This is a genomic window from Pseudoalteromonas sp. PS5 (assembly GCF_004103255.1).
Lineage (GTDB): Bacteria > Pseudomonadota > Gammaproteobacteria > Enterobacterales > Alteromonadaceae > Pseudoalteromonas > Pseudoalteromonas peptidolytica.
In genome coordinates this window covers 1-16,947 of sequence record NZ_RCSQ01000013.1, presented here as the reverse complement: position 1 = coordinate 16,947, position 16,947 = coordinate 1, and the positions used below count along the sequence as shown (strand labels likewise).

At 41.8% G+C, this 16,947-nt stretch carries 16 protein-coding genes and 1 pseudogene; 11 read left to right on the top strand and 6 right to left on the bottom strand.

The features are described 5' to 3' along the window. The first annotated feature begins 240 nt into the window (after nucleotides 1-240). Nucleotides 241-1,125 carry a DMT family transporter gene (locus D9603_RS01895; protein WP_128729843.1) on the top strand — a complete coding sequence of 295 codons (885 nt, stop codon included), beginning with the start codon at nucleotides 241-243 and terminating at the stop codon, nucleotides 1,123-1,125. 375 nt (nucleotides 1,126-1,500) lie between these two features. Here the strand turns inward: D9603_RS01895 and D9603_RS01890 are convergent, their stop codons facing one another. Continuing rightward, on the bottom strand, nucleotides 1,501-2,724 hold the full coding sequence (locus tag D9603_RS01890; RefSeq protein WP_125251830.1) for a NupC/NupG family nucleoside CNT transporter: 1,224 nt from the start codon (nucleotides 2,722-2,724) through the stop codon (nucleotides 1,501-1,503). 12 nt (nucleotides 2,725-2,736) lie between these two features. Next, a complete protein-coding gene (gene udk / locus D9603_RS01885) occupies nucleotides 2,737-3,366 on the bottom strand; it encodes a uridine kinase (RefSeq protein ID WP_125251829.1) in 630 nt (209 codons plus the stop codon). Nucleotides 3,367-3,673: 307 nt separating this feature from the next. Here udk and D9603_RS01880 point away from each other — a divergent pair, with 307 nt between their 5' ends. The 6 genes from D9603_RS01880 (at nucleotide 3,674) to D9603_RS22000 (ending at nucleotide 8,659) form a co-directional block, all read left to right on the top strand. Beyond that, entirely contained in the window at nucleotides 3,674-4,885 is a 1,212-nt protein-coding gene (locus D9603_RS01880; protein WP_128729842.1) for a phosphopentomutase, read from the top strand. Nucleotides 4,886-4,899: 14 nt separating this feature from the next. Further along, complete coding sequence (gene deoD / locus D9603_RS01875) at nucleotides 4,900-5,601, top strand: purine-nucleoside phosphorylase (protein ID WP_125251827.1); 702 nt, start codon at nucleotides 4,900-4,902, stop codon at nucleotides 5,599-5,601. A gap of 510 nt (nucleotides 5,602-6,111) precedes the next feature. Beyond that, complete coding sequence (locus D9603_RS01870; protein WP_241651555.1) at nucleotides 6,112-7,083, top strand: hypothetical protein; 972 nt, start codon at nucleotides 6,112-6,114, stop codon at nucleotides 7,081-7,083. Nucleotides 7,084-7,152: 69 nt separating this feature from the next. Then, a complete protein-coding gene (locus D9603_RS01865) occupies nucleotides 7,153-7,893 on the top strand; it encodes a ferredoxin--NADP reductase (RefSeq protein ID WP_128729840.1) in 741 nt (246 codons plus the stop codon). A 5-nt stretch (nucleotides 7,894-7,898) separates the two neighbouring features. Next, nucleotides 7,899-8,312, top strand: coding sequence for a hypothetical protein (locus D9603_RS22005; protein WP_241651554.1), 414 nt, complete (start codon nucleotides 7,899-7,901; stop codon nucleotides 8,310-8,312). Between the two features lie 65 nt (nucleotides 8,313-8,377). Next, a complete protein-coding gene (locus D9603_RS22000; RefSeq protein ID WP_241651553.1) occupies nucleotides 8,378-8,659 on the top strand; it encodes a hypothetical protein in 282 nt (93 codons plus the stop codon). Here the strand turns inward: D9603_RS22000 and D9603_RS01855 are convergent. Then, a complete protein-coding gene (locus tag D9603_RS01855; RefSeq protein ID WP_128729839.1) occupies nucleotides 8,637-9,515 on the bottom strand; it encodes a tetratricopeptide repeat protein in 879 nt (292 codons plus the stop codon). The two genes, D9603_RS22000 and D9603_RS01855, sit on opposite strands and share 23 nt — an antisense overlap. A gap of 114 nt (nucleotides 9,516-9,629) precedes the next feature. Between D9603_RS01855 and D9603_RS01850 the strand changes: the two genes are divergently transcribed. Beyond that, complete coding sequence (locus D9603_RS01850) at nucleotides 9,630-10,331, top strand: transporter substrate-binding domain-containing protein (protein ID WP_241651552.1); 702 nt, start codon at nucleotides 9,630-9,632, stop codon at nucleotides 10,329-10,331. 139 nt (nucleotides 10,332-10,470) lie between these two features. Next, nucleotides 10,471-10,938, top strand: coding sequence for a hypothetical protein (locus D9603_RS01845; RefSeq protein WP_128729837.1), 468 nt, complete (start codon nucleotides 10,471-10,473; stop codon nucleotides 10,936-10,938). Nucleotides 10,939-11,086: 148 nt separating this feature from the next. Here D9603_RS01845 and D9603_RS01840 read toward each other — a convergent pair. Next, nucleotides 11,087-11,991, bottom strand: a pseudogene (locus D9603_RS01840) (histone deacetylase). Here D9603_RS01840 and D9603_RS21775 point away from each other — a divergent pair. After that, nucleotides 11,946-12,140 carry a hypothetical protein gene (locus tag D9603_RS21775; protein ID WP_170178628.1) on the top strand — a complete coding sequence of 65 codons (195 nt, stop codon included), beginning with the start codon at nucleotides 11,946-11,948 and terminating at the stop codon, nucleotides 12,138-12,140. The pseudogene D9603_RS01840 and the gene D9603_RS21775 sit on opposite strands and share 46 nt — an antisense overlap. Nucleotides 12,141-12,154: 14 nt before the next feature. Here D9603_RS21775 and D9603_RS01835 read toward each other — a convergent pair whose 3' ends face one another. Both D9603_RS01835 and D9603_RS01830 read right to left on the bottom strand, forming a co-directional pair. Then, on the bottom strand, nucleotides 12,155-12,790 hold the full coding sequence (locus D9603_RS01835; protein ID WP_128729836.1) for a response regulator transcription factor: 636 nt from the start codon (nucleotides 12,788-12,790) through the stop codon (nucleotides 12,155-12,157). Continuing rightward, nucleotides 12,783-13,895: a histidine kinase gene (locus D9603_RS01830; RefSeq protein ID WP_128729835.1), complete on the bottom strand. Its 1,113-nt coding sequence runs from the start codon at nucleotides 13,893-13,895 to the stop codon at nucleotides 12,783-12,785. The genes D9603_RS01835 and D9603_RS01830 overlap by 8 nt, the downstream gene beginning before the upstream one ends. Nucleotides 13,896-14,097: 202 nt before the next feature. Between D9603_RS01830 and D9603_RS01825 the strand changes: the two genes are divergently transcribed. Continuing rightward, complete coding sequence (locus D9603_RS01825; protein ID WP_128729834.1) at nucleotides 14,098-16,863, top strand: methyl-accepting chemotaxis protein; 2,766 nt, start codon at nucleotides 14,098-14,100, stop codon at nucleotides 16,861-16,863. Nucleotides 16,864-16,947: the final 84 nt, after the last annotated feature.

The following is a 16,947-nucleotide window of genomic DNA, read 5'->3' as shown; positions in this document are numbered from 1 at the left end:
AAAATTGGTATAAATTCGCTTATCTAGAATAAGACAATCATTTAACGTGATTGTAAAAAAATGAGTTAACTTATTTTATCCCACTCTCAGATTACGTAAATAAATGACCACTTCACTCAGCAAGCTGGCTATAAAAGTTGTGTAACGCGCACTTGCTAATTTGAGTGCCAAAAATGGCTTGTGCTCGATTACTGTATCGGCTTATGGTAGCTGCTCATTAGTATTTTTCTGGAGTTTATCGTGAAAGGATTATTGGGATTAGTACTATTAGCTGCAATTTGGGGTGGTTCTTTTTTATTTATGAAGCTAGCCGCGAGCGAGCTAGGACCCGCTGTACTGATTGAATTTAGGGTGATATTAGGTGCTGTTACACTGAGTGTGGTGGCATTACTGCTGAAGCGCAATTTGCATTTTTGGCGCTATAAAAAACATTTTCTAATCTTAGGCATGTTCAATTCAGCAATCCCTTTTATGTTGTTTGCATATGCTGTGCAAACGCTTGATGCGTCAATGGTATCTATCTTAAATTCAACTGCGCCATTTTGGGGAGTGGTAATTGGAGCATTATGGTTAAAAGTGCCAACGCATAAGTCGGTATGGATGGGGTGTGGGTTTGGCCTTGCCGGTGTTGTTACGTTAGTGGGGTTTGATAGCGCAGTACTCAAAGAAGGTGCATGGTTGCCTATTTTAGCGGCATTGTGTGCGACACTGAGCTATGCGGGCGCATCGCACTACACAAAACGTGCACCACAGATGACTTCATTTAATCATGCTCATGGCAATTTGTGGGGAGCTGCCATATTTGTTTTACCTTTCATATTCTTTATGCCGATAAGAGAAACTCCCAACTCAACCGTGATAAGTGCGGTCGTTGGGCTTGGTATTATTTGCACAGGGATTGCGTATATTTTGTATTTCAAGCTTGTAGAAGAGTTAGGCGCGGCTTCGGCGCTATCAGTGACCTTTCTGATCCCGGTTTTTGGCATTTTATGGGGACATCTATTTCTTGATGAAAAAATAGGTATAAACACCATTTTAGGCAGCGTATTAGTGCTAGTTGGTGTGAGTTTAGTAACAGGGCTGCATGAAAAGCTGTTTACGTTAAAGAGGTTAAAAGCATCATAGTTGCTCCAAGATACAGTGATGTTAGCAATACTACGATGTTTTTATACATATTCAATTTAAGGCTTTAGCCGCGTACAAAGTTTTTAGCTTATACCAATTATCTTAATTAAGTGGTCTATTTTGAGGCGAGAAAATCTTGTCGATAACAGGACGCGGGAGCGGTGTTATTCCCAAAACTGTCTGGCCATATAAAGGTATAATTTAATGTGGTATTAAATAGCAAAGTTTACAGGGGGAAGAGTGAGCGATAGCTGGAAACGATAAAAGGGCCTAAAAGGCCCTTTGGTGAAGTATCGTTCAAGTTAGTATGGTCACTTTAACCCCTTAAAGCAACCAACCAATTGTTTTGCAACTGCGGCTTATCTCAATAAGTTTCTAAGCTAGCGAGAGGAAGAAACCTGCAATTGCTGCACTCATGAGGTTAGCCATAGACCCTGCTAACACTGCTCTGAGCCCTAGGCGAGCGATATCCTTTCTACGACTGGGAGCCATACCCCCGAGTCCGCCTAGTAAGATGGCAATCGACGATAAGTTAGCAAATCCACATAAAGCAAATGTGACAATCGCTTGAGTGTGTGTGCTCAACGTATCGCGATAATTCATATAATCTAGGTAGGCAACAAACTCGTTTACTACCAATTTTTGGCCGATAAAACTACCTGCCGTTACAGCTTCCGACCAAGGTACCCCAAGTAGCCAAGCGACAGGGGCAAAGACGTAGCCTAAAATTTCTTGTAGTGTCAGTGTTGGGTAATCAAAGATTCCCCCAATACTACCTAATAAACCATTGAGTAAGGCAATTAGCGCTACAAATGCAAGTAGCATTGCACCTACGTTTAGTGCTAAGTGCATACCACTTGATGCACCAGATGCTGCTGCATCTATTACATTAACAGGTTTATCTTCGCCACTATCAACATCTGATAAATTTTCATGTGGCTTTTCGGTTTCTGGCACAATCATTTTTGCCATTAAGAAACCACCCGGTGCCGCCATAAAGCTTGCTGCTATTAGGTATTTAAGTTCAACACCAATCGCAACATAACCAGCCATTACCGAGCCGGCGACTGTTGCTAAACCGCCCACCATGACTGCAAACAATTCTGACTGCGTCATTTTTGGGATAAACGGTTTTACGATTAGAGGCGCTTCCGTTTGACCAACAAAGATGTTTGCTGTAGCTGAAAGCGACTCAGGTCGTGACGTTTGCAACAGCTTTTGTAAGCCGCCACCTAAAATCTTAATAATCCAATTCATTATGCCAAGGTGATACAACACAGCCACAAGTGCTGAGAAGAACACGATTACCGGCAATACTTGAATTGCAAAAATAAATCCTAGCGAGTCTTGTTGAGCCAAAGGACCAAATAAAAAGCCAATGCCATCATTAGCATAGCTGATTACCTTTGCAACCGCGCTAGACATTGAAGCTAAAACGTTTTTGCCTGCTTCAATAAAGAGTACAAAGCCGCCTATTAAGACTTGCAGTAAAAATGCGACGCCTACGGTGCGCTTATTAATAGCACTGCGGTTAGTCGAACACGCAAATGCTACACCTAGGAGCATCATCATACCCACTAGGCTCATAATTGTTGTCATGCCAATTTCCCGTTATTCTTGTAGCAAATATTTTATTTTACTTTTTATAATATCAATCGCAACGCGATTCATACCACCACGGGTCACAACCAAGTCGGCATTATGCTTGGATGGCTCGATAAACTGATAAAACATCGGTCTTACCGTTGCCTGATATTGTTCTACCACAGATGACAAACTTCTTCCTCTGTGCTCTATATCCCTTTGCATGCGACGCAGCAAACAAATATCCAAAGGTGTATCAATGAACACCTTTATATCAAACTCTTCACTTAATGCAGGATCACTTAACAATAAAATACCCTCAACGATTAGTATCTTTGCAGGATTAACTATTCGGGTTTTATCGCTACGTGTATGCTGTCCGTAATCGTAGGTAGGAACCTCTACAGATTCACCTTGGCGAAGCTTTGTTAAATGCTCGCGTAACAGCTCGTGTTCAAACGCATCAGGATGGTCATAATTCGTTTGAGTACGATGCTCTATAGGTAAATGCGATTGATCTTTATAATAGGCGTCCTCTTCGATTACCGCGATAGCGCCTGAGGCAAGCTCATTCACTAATTCGTTGTAAATCGTTTGACTAAAAAGAGACTTACCAGACGCAGATGCGCCAGCTATGGCTATAATAGTTCGTGTCACTAAAGTTCACACCCAGCAGTTGTTTATGTTGGAAGATCACAATAGCAAAAAAGACACGATTAATCTCTTTTGCCTCGCTTAATGAGCAAATTTAACGGGTTTGGCGGACTCAAAACAGGACTTATGTCCGCTGAAGGCAATTGATTGAAATTTGCAAGATCGCAACTTTTCGTGAATTTTGTGACTATTTTATGACAGCGGACTTATGTCCTGTACGATTTTTTTAACCAAACATAAAGTAACCAACGCTTACGGTAACCATGTATTTAAGAATAAATAACAGCCTAAGCAGTATAGAGAGGTATCTATGGCAAGAGCAATCATATTAATGGCGGATAGCCTAGGCATTGGCGCAGCACCAGACGCAGAACAGTTTGGTGACCTAGGTGCTAATACTCTCGCACATTTATTGCAGGCATATAGTGAAGAAAAAGGTGAAGCACTCGATTTACCTAATCTTTCTAAACTAGGTCTAATCGCAGCATGTGAGGCTGCGGGTAAAGAAACCTGCATCGTTGCACAAAATATTGAGCCAAGTGCAGCTTGGGGATATGCAAAAGAATTATCAAGTGGTAAAGACACACCGTCTGGCCACTGGGAAATGGCAGGGGTACCTGTATTGTTTGATTGGGGTTACTTTCCAAATACTAACCCATGTTTCCCGCAAGAGTTTATAGATGAGTTGTGCAAGCGTGCGGAAATCCCAGGTATTTTAGGGAACTGTTACGCGTCGGGCACCACTATTTTAGAACAGCTGGGTGAAGAACATATGCAAACTGGTAAGCCAATTTGCTATACCTCAGTTGATAGCGTCTTTCAAATAGCCGCTCATGAGCAATCTTTTGGCCTTGACAAGCTTTATCAAGTATGTGAAATCGCACGGGCACTGCTTGATGAAATGAATATAGGACGAGTGATTGCGCGGCCATTTATAGGCACGTCAAGTGCCGACTTTATTCGTACCGGTAACCGTAGAGATTACTCCGTGTTACCACCTTCGCCAACAGTGTTGGATAAGCTAGCCAACGACGGCGGCGAAGTAATTAGCATTGGTAAAATTGCAGATATCTACGCACATCAAGGGATAACGCAAAAGCATAAAGCCCCTGGTTTGTTGAATCTACTAGCAAAAACAAGCGAAGTGATGGACTCTGCACCGGAGCACAGCCTTATTTTCACCAACTTAGTCGATTTCGACGAAAAGTTTGGTCATCGCAGGAATGCAGTAGGTTACGCTGAAGCATTAGCTCAGTTTGATGCTTTTTTACCAGAGATTATTGCCAAATTAAAAGCAGATGATTTGCTTTTAATTACCGCCGATCACGGTTGTGACCCAACAGCTGAAGGCACAGATCATACGCGTGAATACGTGCCTGTATTGGCATATACACCGGGTATGAACAATACTCCATTAGGAGAGAGACAAAGTTTTGCTGACATAGGTCAAACGCTTGCCCAGTGGTTTGATTTAGACGCAACACAGTACGGTGAAGGCTTTAAGGCCGAAATAAAAGCCTAACTAAAGGAAACAATATGAGCACTCCACACATTAGCGCAAAGCCAGGTGATTTTGCAGAAACGGTATTAATGCCGGGCGATCCATTAAGAGCAAAATACATTGCAGAAAACTTCTTGGAAGATGCTCGTCAGGTAACTGACGTTCGCAACATGTTTGGTTTTACAGGTACTTATAATGGTAAGCCAGTCAGCATCATGGGCTCAGGCATGGGCATTCCGTCTATGTCAATTTACGCACGTGAGCTTATAGTTAGCTTCGGCGTTAAGAACCTTATCCGTATCGGTACATGTGGTGGAATTAGCCAAGACATTAAGATCCGCGATGTTATTTTTGCCCAAGGCGCAAGTACAGATTCAAACGTGAACCGTGCTCGCGTACGTGGCTATGATTTTGCTGCTATCTCTGATTTTGGTCTTTTGGAAAATGGTGTAAATGCCGCGCGTCGTTTAGGTATTGATGCAAAAATTGGTAATGTATTCACGACAGATACTTTCTATCAAGCGGATAGCGAATTTTACAAAGAATTAGACAAGCTAGGTGTAATGGCTGTTGATATGGAAACGGCGGGCCTATATGGTGTTGCAGCTGAGTATGGTGCAAAAGCAATGGCATTATTCACTGTAAGTGATCATGTTATTACTGGTGAAGCAACACCACCTGAAGAACGTCAAAGTACGTTCAATGAAATGGTAAAAATTGCGCTAGAGTCAATTTAATACAATTTAAAAAGTTCCTTGGTAACGTAATCGCAGAGTTTTGGAGACACGCCTAAAACAAAGCGAATCACACCCAAAAAAGCCGCTCCTAGCGGCTTTTTTTTTTGAACACCATTCTTTGAAGCATTGAAAATTAGCTCGCACAAGATAAAGGTGGTAGAGTTTTAAGCAAGCGACTTTGTTTTATACCAATTGGCCTTAATGCTAACTAAATTTAGAAGAGTAAGCCTGACGCTAACTAGGTTAAAAATTTCTTCTTTAGAGCAATTAATACCAATTAGGCTTAATACTTGCTCAATTCGAAGGAGTAAATCTGACGCTAACAGCGTTAAAAATTTCTTATTTAGATCAACTAAATAGCAAAACGTATGCCTTGCCTACATGGATGCGCAGGTACCTTAGCGATAGCAGGACGCGGTAGCGGAGGTATCGACAAGATTTTCGCGCCTCATAATAGACCACTTAATAAAGATAATTAGTATAAATTGGTTTGAGTTAGGAGTAATGACGATGCTCGCTATAGTTCTTTTTACTTTGATGATAAATAGTGGGGTTGGGCTGGACTGGGTTAGCCTTAACTCGCTAGTTAAAAATAAACCAGATGAAGCAATACAAGCATACCAAATTGCACTTTCGCGAGACGATCTCACTCTACGTGACTACTATCGGCTTCATAGCCTTGCCATTCGTGCGGGGGCAATTACATTTAATAATTCAGTGTTGTTAGCGGCACTGGAAGCGCTAAAAAATAAAGATTTTGATGCACTCATCGAGGAAAGTAAAGTCAAACTACTCGCCAATATTGGTGTTGCTTATCGCTATCGAGAACAAAATCAACAGGCCATTTGGCACTATCGGTGCGCAATGAATGAGGCGACTAGTTCGCAGTACAAAGCGGCACTTAAAGTGAATATTGCCATTGCCTATACGCGAATCAATCAGCCTTCCCTTGGTTATAGCTTGCTTAAAAACATAGAAAAAAGATTCCTTCCAGATTACATGCGGGCAGGACTTGCAACTGCACTTGGGAATATTACGTTTGCACTAGGTGAGTCTGAAGAGGCGCTACGCTATTTTCAAGAAGCAGCAAAACAATATCGAGATGATGAAAATTATAAAGCAATGAGGCAAGTAAGTGTAAACAGCCTCGGAATACACCTCTTAAATGAAGACTTTGCTAGCTATCACAAAGTTTTGGCAGAAGTTGAGCTAGATGATGAGTTGATGAGCGCCAAGCAGCACTACTTATCTTGGCTTACAGAGTTAGAGCGCCTATTAAAGCAAGGTAGCAATAAACCAAATTTGAATACGCCAGATATTATGAAAGCTTATGCGTTGGGTGCTGCAAAAGAGGATTATGCAGCGATGGTCAATGCCCATATTGATAAGTTTTCTCTCTCAATACCTAAAGTCGATGCACAGATTGTGGTTAAGGAGCCATTACCAATTGAACTGGGCAAGCCGTGGTGTTTAAACCTTTGACAAACGCCTGTTTTTTGCCATGGTTATGTTATTGCTTTTTATTGGTGAATAGCTACTTTTGGAGAAATCATGTCACAGTGGGTAAAAGGAGAGGTGATCGACATTGTTCATTGGACACAAACGCTTTTTAGTATTCGATTTAGAGCAGATATCGCGCCTTTTAAGGCCGGTCAGTACACTAAGCTGAGTTTAGTTGAACACGGCGCTCGAACGTCCAGAGCCTACTCTTTTGTGAACTCTCCATCAGAATCAACTCATGAAGTTCTGGTTGTAAGGGTACCTGAAGGCAACCTGTCCCCTGCGTTACATCAGCTCAAAGCTGGGGACTTCATTGAGGTCTCTCATAAGGCCAATGGATTTTTTACCCTAGATGAATTACCGCCATGCGATACACTATGGATGATCTGCACAGGTACAGCCATTGGACCATTTTTGTCTATGTTGGATGACGGTGAAATATGGCAACGGGTAAAACAGGTGCACCTCATTCATGGCGTTAGACTCAATGCTGACTTGTGCTACCGAGCAAAACTAGAGCAACTGCAAGCGCAAAGAGGTGAGTTTACTTATATCCCTTTAGTAACGCGAGAGCAACCTGAAGTGGGTTATCAGGGACGAGTTACGGAGCTTGTGGAAAACAAGCAATTATTAGCGCATTTTGGTTATTTACACTTCCCAGACAAAAGCCATTTTATGCTGTGCGGTAATCCCGATATGGTAAAACAACTCAGTGCTCAGTTACAGAAGATGGGTTTTGAACGTCATAGGCGGGCAAAGCCCGGTCAGATCACTGTTGAGCAATACTGGTAATAGCAATGCAGACTAGGTTTATCTTTTTGGTATATCTGACACTGGTATCTTGTAGCGTTATTGCCGTACCAAAAGTCATCAAAGTCGTAGATGCAGCGAAAGAGAATGGAACGCCCCAGAATCAATACTTTCTGTCGGTTTTACGCTTGGCCCTAGATAAATCACAGCCTGTAGCTATCCCAATTGCATTTGGCAGTTTTGGTATTAGGGTATTGGTCAAAAATGTCGCTGATAAGGCCAAGCTAAATACACATTTGTCCTTATCGGAGTTGCAAAAGTTCAAGGTCTTATTAGGTAAAGACTGGTCTGATGTTGAGATTTTCGAAAAGTCAGGTTTTACAGTCGAAACGTGTATGGATGGCCTCACCTGCTATCGAGTGCTTACAAATAGTACCGGCAGGGTCTTCCGAGGGGAATAATTGAAGTAATACCCGAAATAAGGTCTTTTGGAGATCAACGACTTAGCTACAATGGAAAGAATCTATTGCTCTACCCGTTTACAGTGTACTTCTACGTCAATAAGGAAGATAACAGCCTTCACCGTCGCTTGGAATACGGCTTAACCCAAGCGCTTAAAGATGGCTCATTAGCTGCACTTTTCTATGAAAGTAGCTTGATGGATGAACTAAAAAAGCACTTTAATCTGCAAAGTGCTTCGGTCCATCAAATAGGTAATCCTTTGATCAAGTCAAAAAAGCAGCTCGAGACAGTGACTCAATTACAAACTGAGCTGCTAAAACACCTTAACTATTCACCAGCTCGTTAAAGCTTTGGTTGTCTGCAAGGCTAGCAAAAGCTGGTTCATGTTGTAACTCATTCTTTAAGTTCGGTGCATACTCAAGCGCCATACGAATATCAGCCATTGCATCTGCATGTTGATAGAGCATGGCGTATGCACAAGCCCGTTGCCAGTAGGCATAGCCGTAATCGCTGTCGATTTCTAATGCCTGATTACATAGGTCGATAGCGGTGTTAGTTTGCCCAAGCTCCAATAGCGCATCGGCTTTGTAAGCAATAGCCTCAACATCTTCGGGCTTACGGTTGAGGATCTCATCGTAAATTTCAATCTTAGAATTCATATCACTTTCTAGGTTTGCTCGCATCCAAAGTGAGTGTACTTCGTTGGTGATTGAAATTTTCTTTTGATTATTGAGGATCTCCTCAGAGCGCTCACGTAGCTTTTCTTCTAATACTTGTAGGCGCTTTTCGTATTCATCGGTAATAGTACCTACACGCTGACTAACAATATCTTCAACTTTACTTTTTATGTCTCTAAATGATGACCATCCAACGACTACTAAAATTGAAGCAGCTGCGGTTATAAGAAAGAGCACGTTATTAATGGTGTCGGTGGTATAAGTGATAGCACGATCAGCGGTATCTAATTGTGAATGGCTGATTTTTTTTTCAATGTCAGCTCTAAGACGCATTTGATCTTCTCTTACCGCTTTTAGCTCATCAAGGATGTAACGCTCGATTAATGGACGGTACATGGGTTCTTGTAATTGGCTTAAAGTCTGTTGTTGTTGGTTTTCTGATGGCTTGTTCTGTGAGGACTGTTCTGAAGCTGAAGAAGTTAAACTAAAAGCGGCAAGAAAAATAAATAGTACTATGCTTTTCATATTAATAATCTAAAAATTATATTTTGCAATATGGTGCATGAGTTAAATAGGAATTGCAAAAGCTTAACTGAGAAAGCCGCTTGGCGTTGTCCTTTTTTTGTAATGTGGCCTTTATTGCTGATATTACTATTAAGTGGTGTAAGTTATGCCAACACTTTGCTTGTGGTGACTGAGGAATGGCGTCCCTACAACTATACCAATGATGAGGGAGTCATTGTTGGTAGAGCGACCGACAAAGTACGAGAAGTGCTGTCGATGGCAGGGGTTAACTATGAAATAAAAAGCTTTCCGTGGATCCGCGCAATGGAGACGGCAAAGAGTAGGCCGAACACCTTGATTTATACCATCTACCGCACGACGCAGCGTGAGGAAGACTACGAATGGGCGTGTCCCTTGATCCGTCCCGTACCAATGTACTTTTTTAAACTGAAATCAAGAAAGGATATTAAGGTTACTCAACTTGAAGACGCGAAAAACTACACTTCGGCAGTGGTCAAGGGCAGTATTTATCATGAATTTTTGCTTAAAAATGGCTTTGTAGCTGGTAAACATTTGATAGTTTCAGCGGAGCCTACTAGTTTTTACAAGCCATTCTTTAGAGGGCGTATCGATCTTGTTATGTCAACGGAGTACTTGATGGGGGAGGCGCTTGCTGCCGCTGACATGGAATACGAAGATGTTGAACTGTTAGTAGAAGTGACAAAAGCGAATCAACAACGCGGCTGTATGGCTTTTAATAAACAAACCGATCCGCAGATAATTAAAAAAGTTCGAAGGGCATTGGCTGAGCATAATAATAACTTTGTTGGTCCATAGCTGTTACCTTTGTTATTTGCAGCCAACTTATGAGTTATGTGCTGTATTTTTTATTGAAGTTTAAAAACCTTGCCTCCGTTTAATAGATGATGAAATGAGGTGCAGCTTAAACGAATCAAGTTGGGGGTGCTGAATAGTTATGAATATTGTTAAAACCATCTCAAAGCCTGAAAATGCCAAAGCCTTGGTCGTCTTAGTTGGATTGATAATGCTTGGCCGGTCTTTTTATTATTTTCTGATTGATGACTCGAACCTGATCATTTGTACGAGGCTTCAATGTATGCAGCCACAAGCTTCGATTTTACAAGTATTTAGAGTGGAAATACCAATGTTCGTTATGACCATTATCTGGCCTATCGTATTTGCTGCGCTGAACTTAATAAATGACAAAGTACGTATCGCTCATCAAATGTTTTACACAATAATAGGTATACACTTTCTATCTTGTTTATTAGCTGCCGCTACTGTGTATAGGTTTGGAAATATTGGTGAAGGGGTTTACCTGGATGACACTTTTAGTTCTGTTGTTGCAGTGGTAACGCTAACGCTATTGTCTTCAAGCTGTGCGATATATTTATTCAGGAAGAAACTTCGTTTATTTGAGTGACGGAGGGTAATACCAAAAAAGAGAACCGCGCACCATTGGTGCGCGTATTCAGTGCCATCGTGAAGGGGGGTTATCCTAATAGCCCGAGGGCTGTTCAAACCCTTCATGATAGTAAACGAAGAGTGACAGAAAAAAGATCAATTATTTTTTAAATTTTTGCAGCTTGTTGAACTACTATTGCGTGACGCTTTGCTAGACGTTGATGATTTTTGTCGTAGCCACCGCCAATTACGGTGCTACGGGAATACCATGTTTATGGCACAACCCTAAAACCAGCGCATCTCGCTTTGCAATGCCAAGCCAAGATATTTCGAGTTTTCCAAGGCTATCTCCTTGCCAAACATCGACCCCTGCATCATAAAAAACAATATCAGGGTTAAGGTCCAGCAGCAAAGACTCTAGCGTGTTCGCTACGATATCGAGGTAGCGGCTATCTGTTAAACCAATATCTAACCCTATATCTAAGTCACTTTGGTGTTTACGAAATGGAAAATTCTTTTCACAGTGAATTGAGCAGGTGAATACGTACGGGTTGTGCTTCAGCATAGCTGCTGTGCCATCGCCTTGGTGAACATCTAAATCAAAAATGAGTGCATTGGTGATCTTTTGTGTGTTGATAAGCTCTGTTGCGGCAAAAGCAAGGTCATTTACCATACAAAAGCCAGAACCAAAATCGAAATGTGCGTGATGTGTGCCTCCTGCAAGATGGCAAGCTGTACCGTATTGCAATGCTAACTCTGCTGTTTTCAGTGTGCCAAGTGGCGCAGTAAAGGTACGTGCCATCAGTGCATCTGACCACGGTAAGCCAATTCTTCGCATTGCCTTTGGGTCAAGTCGATTATGCCACAAGTCCCAAAGGTACTGTTCACAATGCACCAACTCAAGAGGCGATGGCGAGCCAAGCTCTGGCTCATAGACATTATTTTGTATTAGCCCTAGTGTCTTGAGCTCTTGATATAGACGTGCAAACTTACTCATCACAAAGCGATGTTGCGGATCAAAGTTAAATGAGTAATTGGGGTGGTAAACCAGCGGTAAGTTTGGGTTGTTCAAAAAAAGCTCAGGAAAAGTTACAAATAGGTATGTTAACCATTGTATTAGCGAACGGCGCTATTTTGAAGCATGGGAAGACACAAATCGTATGGACTGACATACTGCCACGTCTTCGTACTGTCCGTTTGAGTAAGCAAATAGAAGCATAGTTACCTCACTCTAGTTAGTAATTCTCCTCTCCAAATCCCAGCTCTTTTGCTTTTAATGTTGCTTGTGTCCGGTCTCGAACTTGCAACTTTGATAGCAAACAAGATACGGAGTTTCGGATAGTACCTTCCGCTTTATATAAGGTGTTGGCTATTTCTTTATTAGAATAGCCTTTGGCAATTAGCTGTAATATATCTCGCTCGCGGGTGGTCAGTTTGTCTAACGTGAGATCTGGCTTTTCCATTGTCTCAGCCAACTCTTCTTGAACAATAATCTCACCTTGATGAACTTGTCGGACAGCGGCGATTAACTCTTCTAATTCTATATCTTTGAGTAAACAGCCTTTGGCGCCAAGCGCCATAGCTTGTTTCAGCTTGGTAGTGTCATTAAACGTGGTGAGAATAATCACTTTAAAATTCACGTTGAAATTATCTAATGCGCTCAGTACATCAACACCATCTAAAGTAGGCATGCGCATATCCAAAAGAACAATATCGGTACTGATCTTATGCTGTCGTACTAGCTGTAAAAACTCGTCGCCACTGCCGCAGTGACCTGCACACACGATGTTATCACTAAGTGACAGCAATGCTCGCATTCCCTGTCTTACAAGCGCTTGGTCGTCGACCAGGTACACCGAAATTTTAGTCATTAGTCGCCCCAAATTGGATAGTTAATGTGACACCTTGTTTGGTTACAACCAACAGGCTGCCACCAAGCTCTTCAATCCGCTCTTGCATACCGACTAATCCATTACCAAAACGTATACTGTTAAGTGTGATACCATTATCACTGATCTTTATGGTTAACCCATTGTGGTTATATACGGCCACCTGCATTTTGTCAGCTTTTGCATGTTTTAATGTATTGGTAATCGCTTCTTGGCAGCACTTTAAAACACAGTTTGCATAACTCAGCTTTTCAAGTAATGGATGATGTTCGTAATCAAGTTCGATGTTCAATCTAGGTATAGATTCAGTTAGTTTGATGAGGGCATCGTATAAATCTATATGCTCATTGCTACGTTTATCACTTACTAGGTCACGAATACACGTAAGTGTCTCTCTGGCTTGCTGGTAACAACTATCAAGCAACTCGTTCAGCGGCTGCGCAGCGGTTCGACGTGCAACGTCTAAGTTGACAATGAGGCTGGTAATTTGGTGTCCAACATCGTCATGTAACTCACGCGCAAGTTGTAACCTTTCTTGCTTAGCAATACTTTGGCTGAGTAGAGACTGGGTTGCAGAAAGCTGACTATGCGCCAGTTGTAGCGCTTCTTTAGCCTCTTGCTCTTTTTGCATTCGCTTGCACACAACAAAAGCAAAAAGTTGAAAGCATGCAAACAACACGGCATTTAAGTATTCAAATCCATTGTGCCAAAAGAAGTGCTGCGAAACGACGTAAAAGCACGATGTAAATATAATGTAGCTAAGTGCAAAGCTAAGGGGCACATAGAATGCCAGTATACCGACAACTTTTACATTATAAATGAGATGGATGGCAGCAGGCGAAGTGATACTGATAGACTGGATCAGTATTGCAAGTACAACGAGCATTGCATATCTTGCCTTATATCCATAGTGCTTTTCAGATTCGTTGATACATAATAATACCAATAGCAGTATTGCGATATGCTGAAACCAAGGCAGCCACTGAACACTTTGCTTTACATACGTTAAGCTCGGTATAGCAACCGCTAGCCACGTGACAAGCGTTGTTATTAGCCAAGAAGTTGGGTAGCGAAAAAAGCCAGGCATCTAGTTACTCCTACCCAACAGCTGTTATTGGGTATCGTTATTCCTTTATCACTCAATAAATTATCCTATCAAATAAATATGACGCTGTGATGATGACGAATGTCACAACTTTTACCTTATGAATAAAATTGCAATATTTGTGACATCCCTAATCCTGCTCTATCTTTATGTAATAATCTTTTCATAATTAGGGATACGTGCGATGAAAAGTGTCAAAGCAAAACTGATCATAGCAGTCACGGTTGGGTTAGCGGTGATGTTAGTCGGGGCCATGATTACCGTTTTTACGATGAAACAGGTTTCCGAGCAATATGATGAACTTATCGACAATGAGTTGACGGCCAGAGAGCAGATTAATTTAGTGCTGGATGACTTTAAAACTCAAGTACAAGAATGGAAAAATGTACTAATTCGAGGTAGTGATCCTGCTTTATTAGATAAATATTGGACAAGATTTGAAGCGAAAGAGCGTAACGTTCAGTCACAGGTGGACACAATTTTATCGCGCTACACATTGCCACAGTCTCTTCAAGATAAGCTTAAAAGCTACCAAGAGGAGCATCTCATATTAGGACAAAAGTATCGTGAGTCTTTTGCTGTATTTAAACAATCAGGGTTTGATACTCAACTAGCAGATCGCCTTGTTCAAGGAATTGACAGAAAAGCAAGTGCTCACTTACTTGAAATAAACAAACAGATCAACACCCTTGTTGAAGAACGTACAGCCGTGACTGTAGCGACGAAGCATCAGGTGATCCTGTTAAGCACGATCGGCTCTATTATAAGCGCATTGCTGACTTTAGCGCTGTTGACATGGTATATGCAGCGTTTAATTACGCGACCAATTCATCATGCTTCTGTTGTTGCTAAAGCTATTGCACAGGGACGACTCGACAATGAGGTTGAAGTTCACAGTGACGACGAAATTGGTAACTTACTACTCAACCTGCGGCAAATGCAAACTAACCTACTTGACGCGACTAAAAAACTAGAATTACAAGCTCGAGAAAATCAAAGGATCCGTTATGCGCTCGACAATGTAGCTGCTCCAGTGATGTTATGTGATGACCACAATCAAGTTATTTATGTAAACCGTCAATGTGAGGCTTTATTCCAGCGCTATCAAGCACAACTAGAGTTACCACCGCAAGTAGTACACAGCGCGATTCCCAGTGCATTACTCCATAGCTCAGATGCCCTTGCGCAAGCCGCCGGGTCGCTGGTAAAGCAACTGGAGTGGGAATGGTGTGTTGACACCGTCATTATTGCAGCGACGGCCAACCCGGTCACTGATCAAAATGGTGTGTTGCTTGGAACCGTGTTTGAATTTGCAGATTTGAGTCAAGTAAGACGCGCCGAAAAACAAGTTGAACAGCTTATTCAATCAGCATCTGATGGCAAGCTGTCTGAACGTGTGAATTTGGAAGGCTATGTCGGTTCAATGAAGCTGATTGCCAATGGTTTAAATAAACTGCTTGATGCAGTAGAGCAACCTATAAAACAAACAAAACAGCACCTCATCGCACTTTCTAAAGGAGAGATCCCTGAGCAAGTTAATACGCAATTTAAAGGCGAGTTTGCCCAGATCCATACCGCATTAGAACATGCAACGGCATCCCTATCGCTACTGATTGAAGATACGTATAGCTTGGTTGCAGCAGCAGGCAAAGGAGCCTTATCTACACGTGTTGATGAAACCAAGCATCAAGGTGAATTTAGAAAAATTATCCGTGGTGTTAATGAAACATTAGATGCGGTATCAAAGCCCGTAGCATTGACGAGTGACTACCTAGAAAGTATAGCAAATGGCCAACTTCCAGAGCTAAATAAAGCTGGCTACAAGGGCGAATTTGAGCGTATTTATCAAAGCTTGGTGCGTAGTATTGATGCGATTGAGAAAATGCTGACAGATGCAGAGAAGCTTGCAGAAGCTGCCAGCGAGGGGGATTTACATCATCGAGCAAAGGCTGATACACATCAGGGCGCTTATGCCAGCATAATTTTGGCGATGAATAAGACCTTAGACTCGATTGAAGCACCACTAACTGAGTGTATGAATGTGATGGACGGCCTGTCGCAGGGAAATTTAACACGACAAGTCGAGCAAAGTTACAGTGGAGATTTTGCCTTGCTGAAACAGTCTGTGAATACCAGTGTTGCGAATTTGGCAGATATGATCCAAAAACTGATTGCGATGGCTGAGTCGATCACTGTTTCAGTTCAGCAGATCACCACAGGTATCGAAGAGCTAAGTGAGCGTTCATCTTCACAGGCTGCTTCTATTGAAGAAACACGTGTATCTGTGGGAGAAATCACCGAAACCGTACATTCTAATGCGAGTAATGCACAATCAGCGAACCAACTTGCAATTTCGGTTAATCAACAAGCAAAACAAGGTGGAGAAGTGGTCGAAGCGACGATTGGGTCAATGGCAGAAATCACGAAAAGTGCGAGCGAAATCCTTACGGTGATAGAGGTTATTGATTCAATTGCTTTTCAAACCAATTTGTTGGCGCTTAATGCGTCTGTTGAAGCTGCAAGAGCTGGAGAAAAAGGCAAAGGGTTTGCAGTAGTAGCTGCTGAAGTGAGGAATTTAGCATTACGCAGCGCAAGTGCCTCAAAAGACATTTCAAAGCTTTTGAGCGATAGTACCAGCAAGGTGAAGCAAGGCTCGAAATTGGCTTCAGAGTCAGGCAAAACCTTGAAAACAATAGTTGAAAATGTCTATGGTTTAGCCTCACAAGTGCAAACAATAGCAGAAGCTTGTGATACACAATCTTCTGGCATTGAGCAAATCAACCTTGCAATTAAGCAAATTGATGGCATTACACAGCAAAATACTACATTGGTTGAGATGACCAACGCCTCAGGACTTTCTTTACTGAGTAAAGCGAATGAGCTTCGCGATATGGTTGAGCAATTTGATATTGGGAAATCCAAAACCGAATTAATAAAATGTGTGGGCTAACAAGACCTTATACCAATTTGACTTAATACTTGCTCAATTTGAAGGAGGAAATTTGACGCTAACAGCGTTAAAAATTTCTTATTT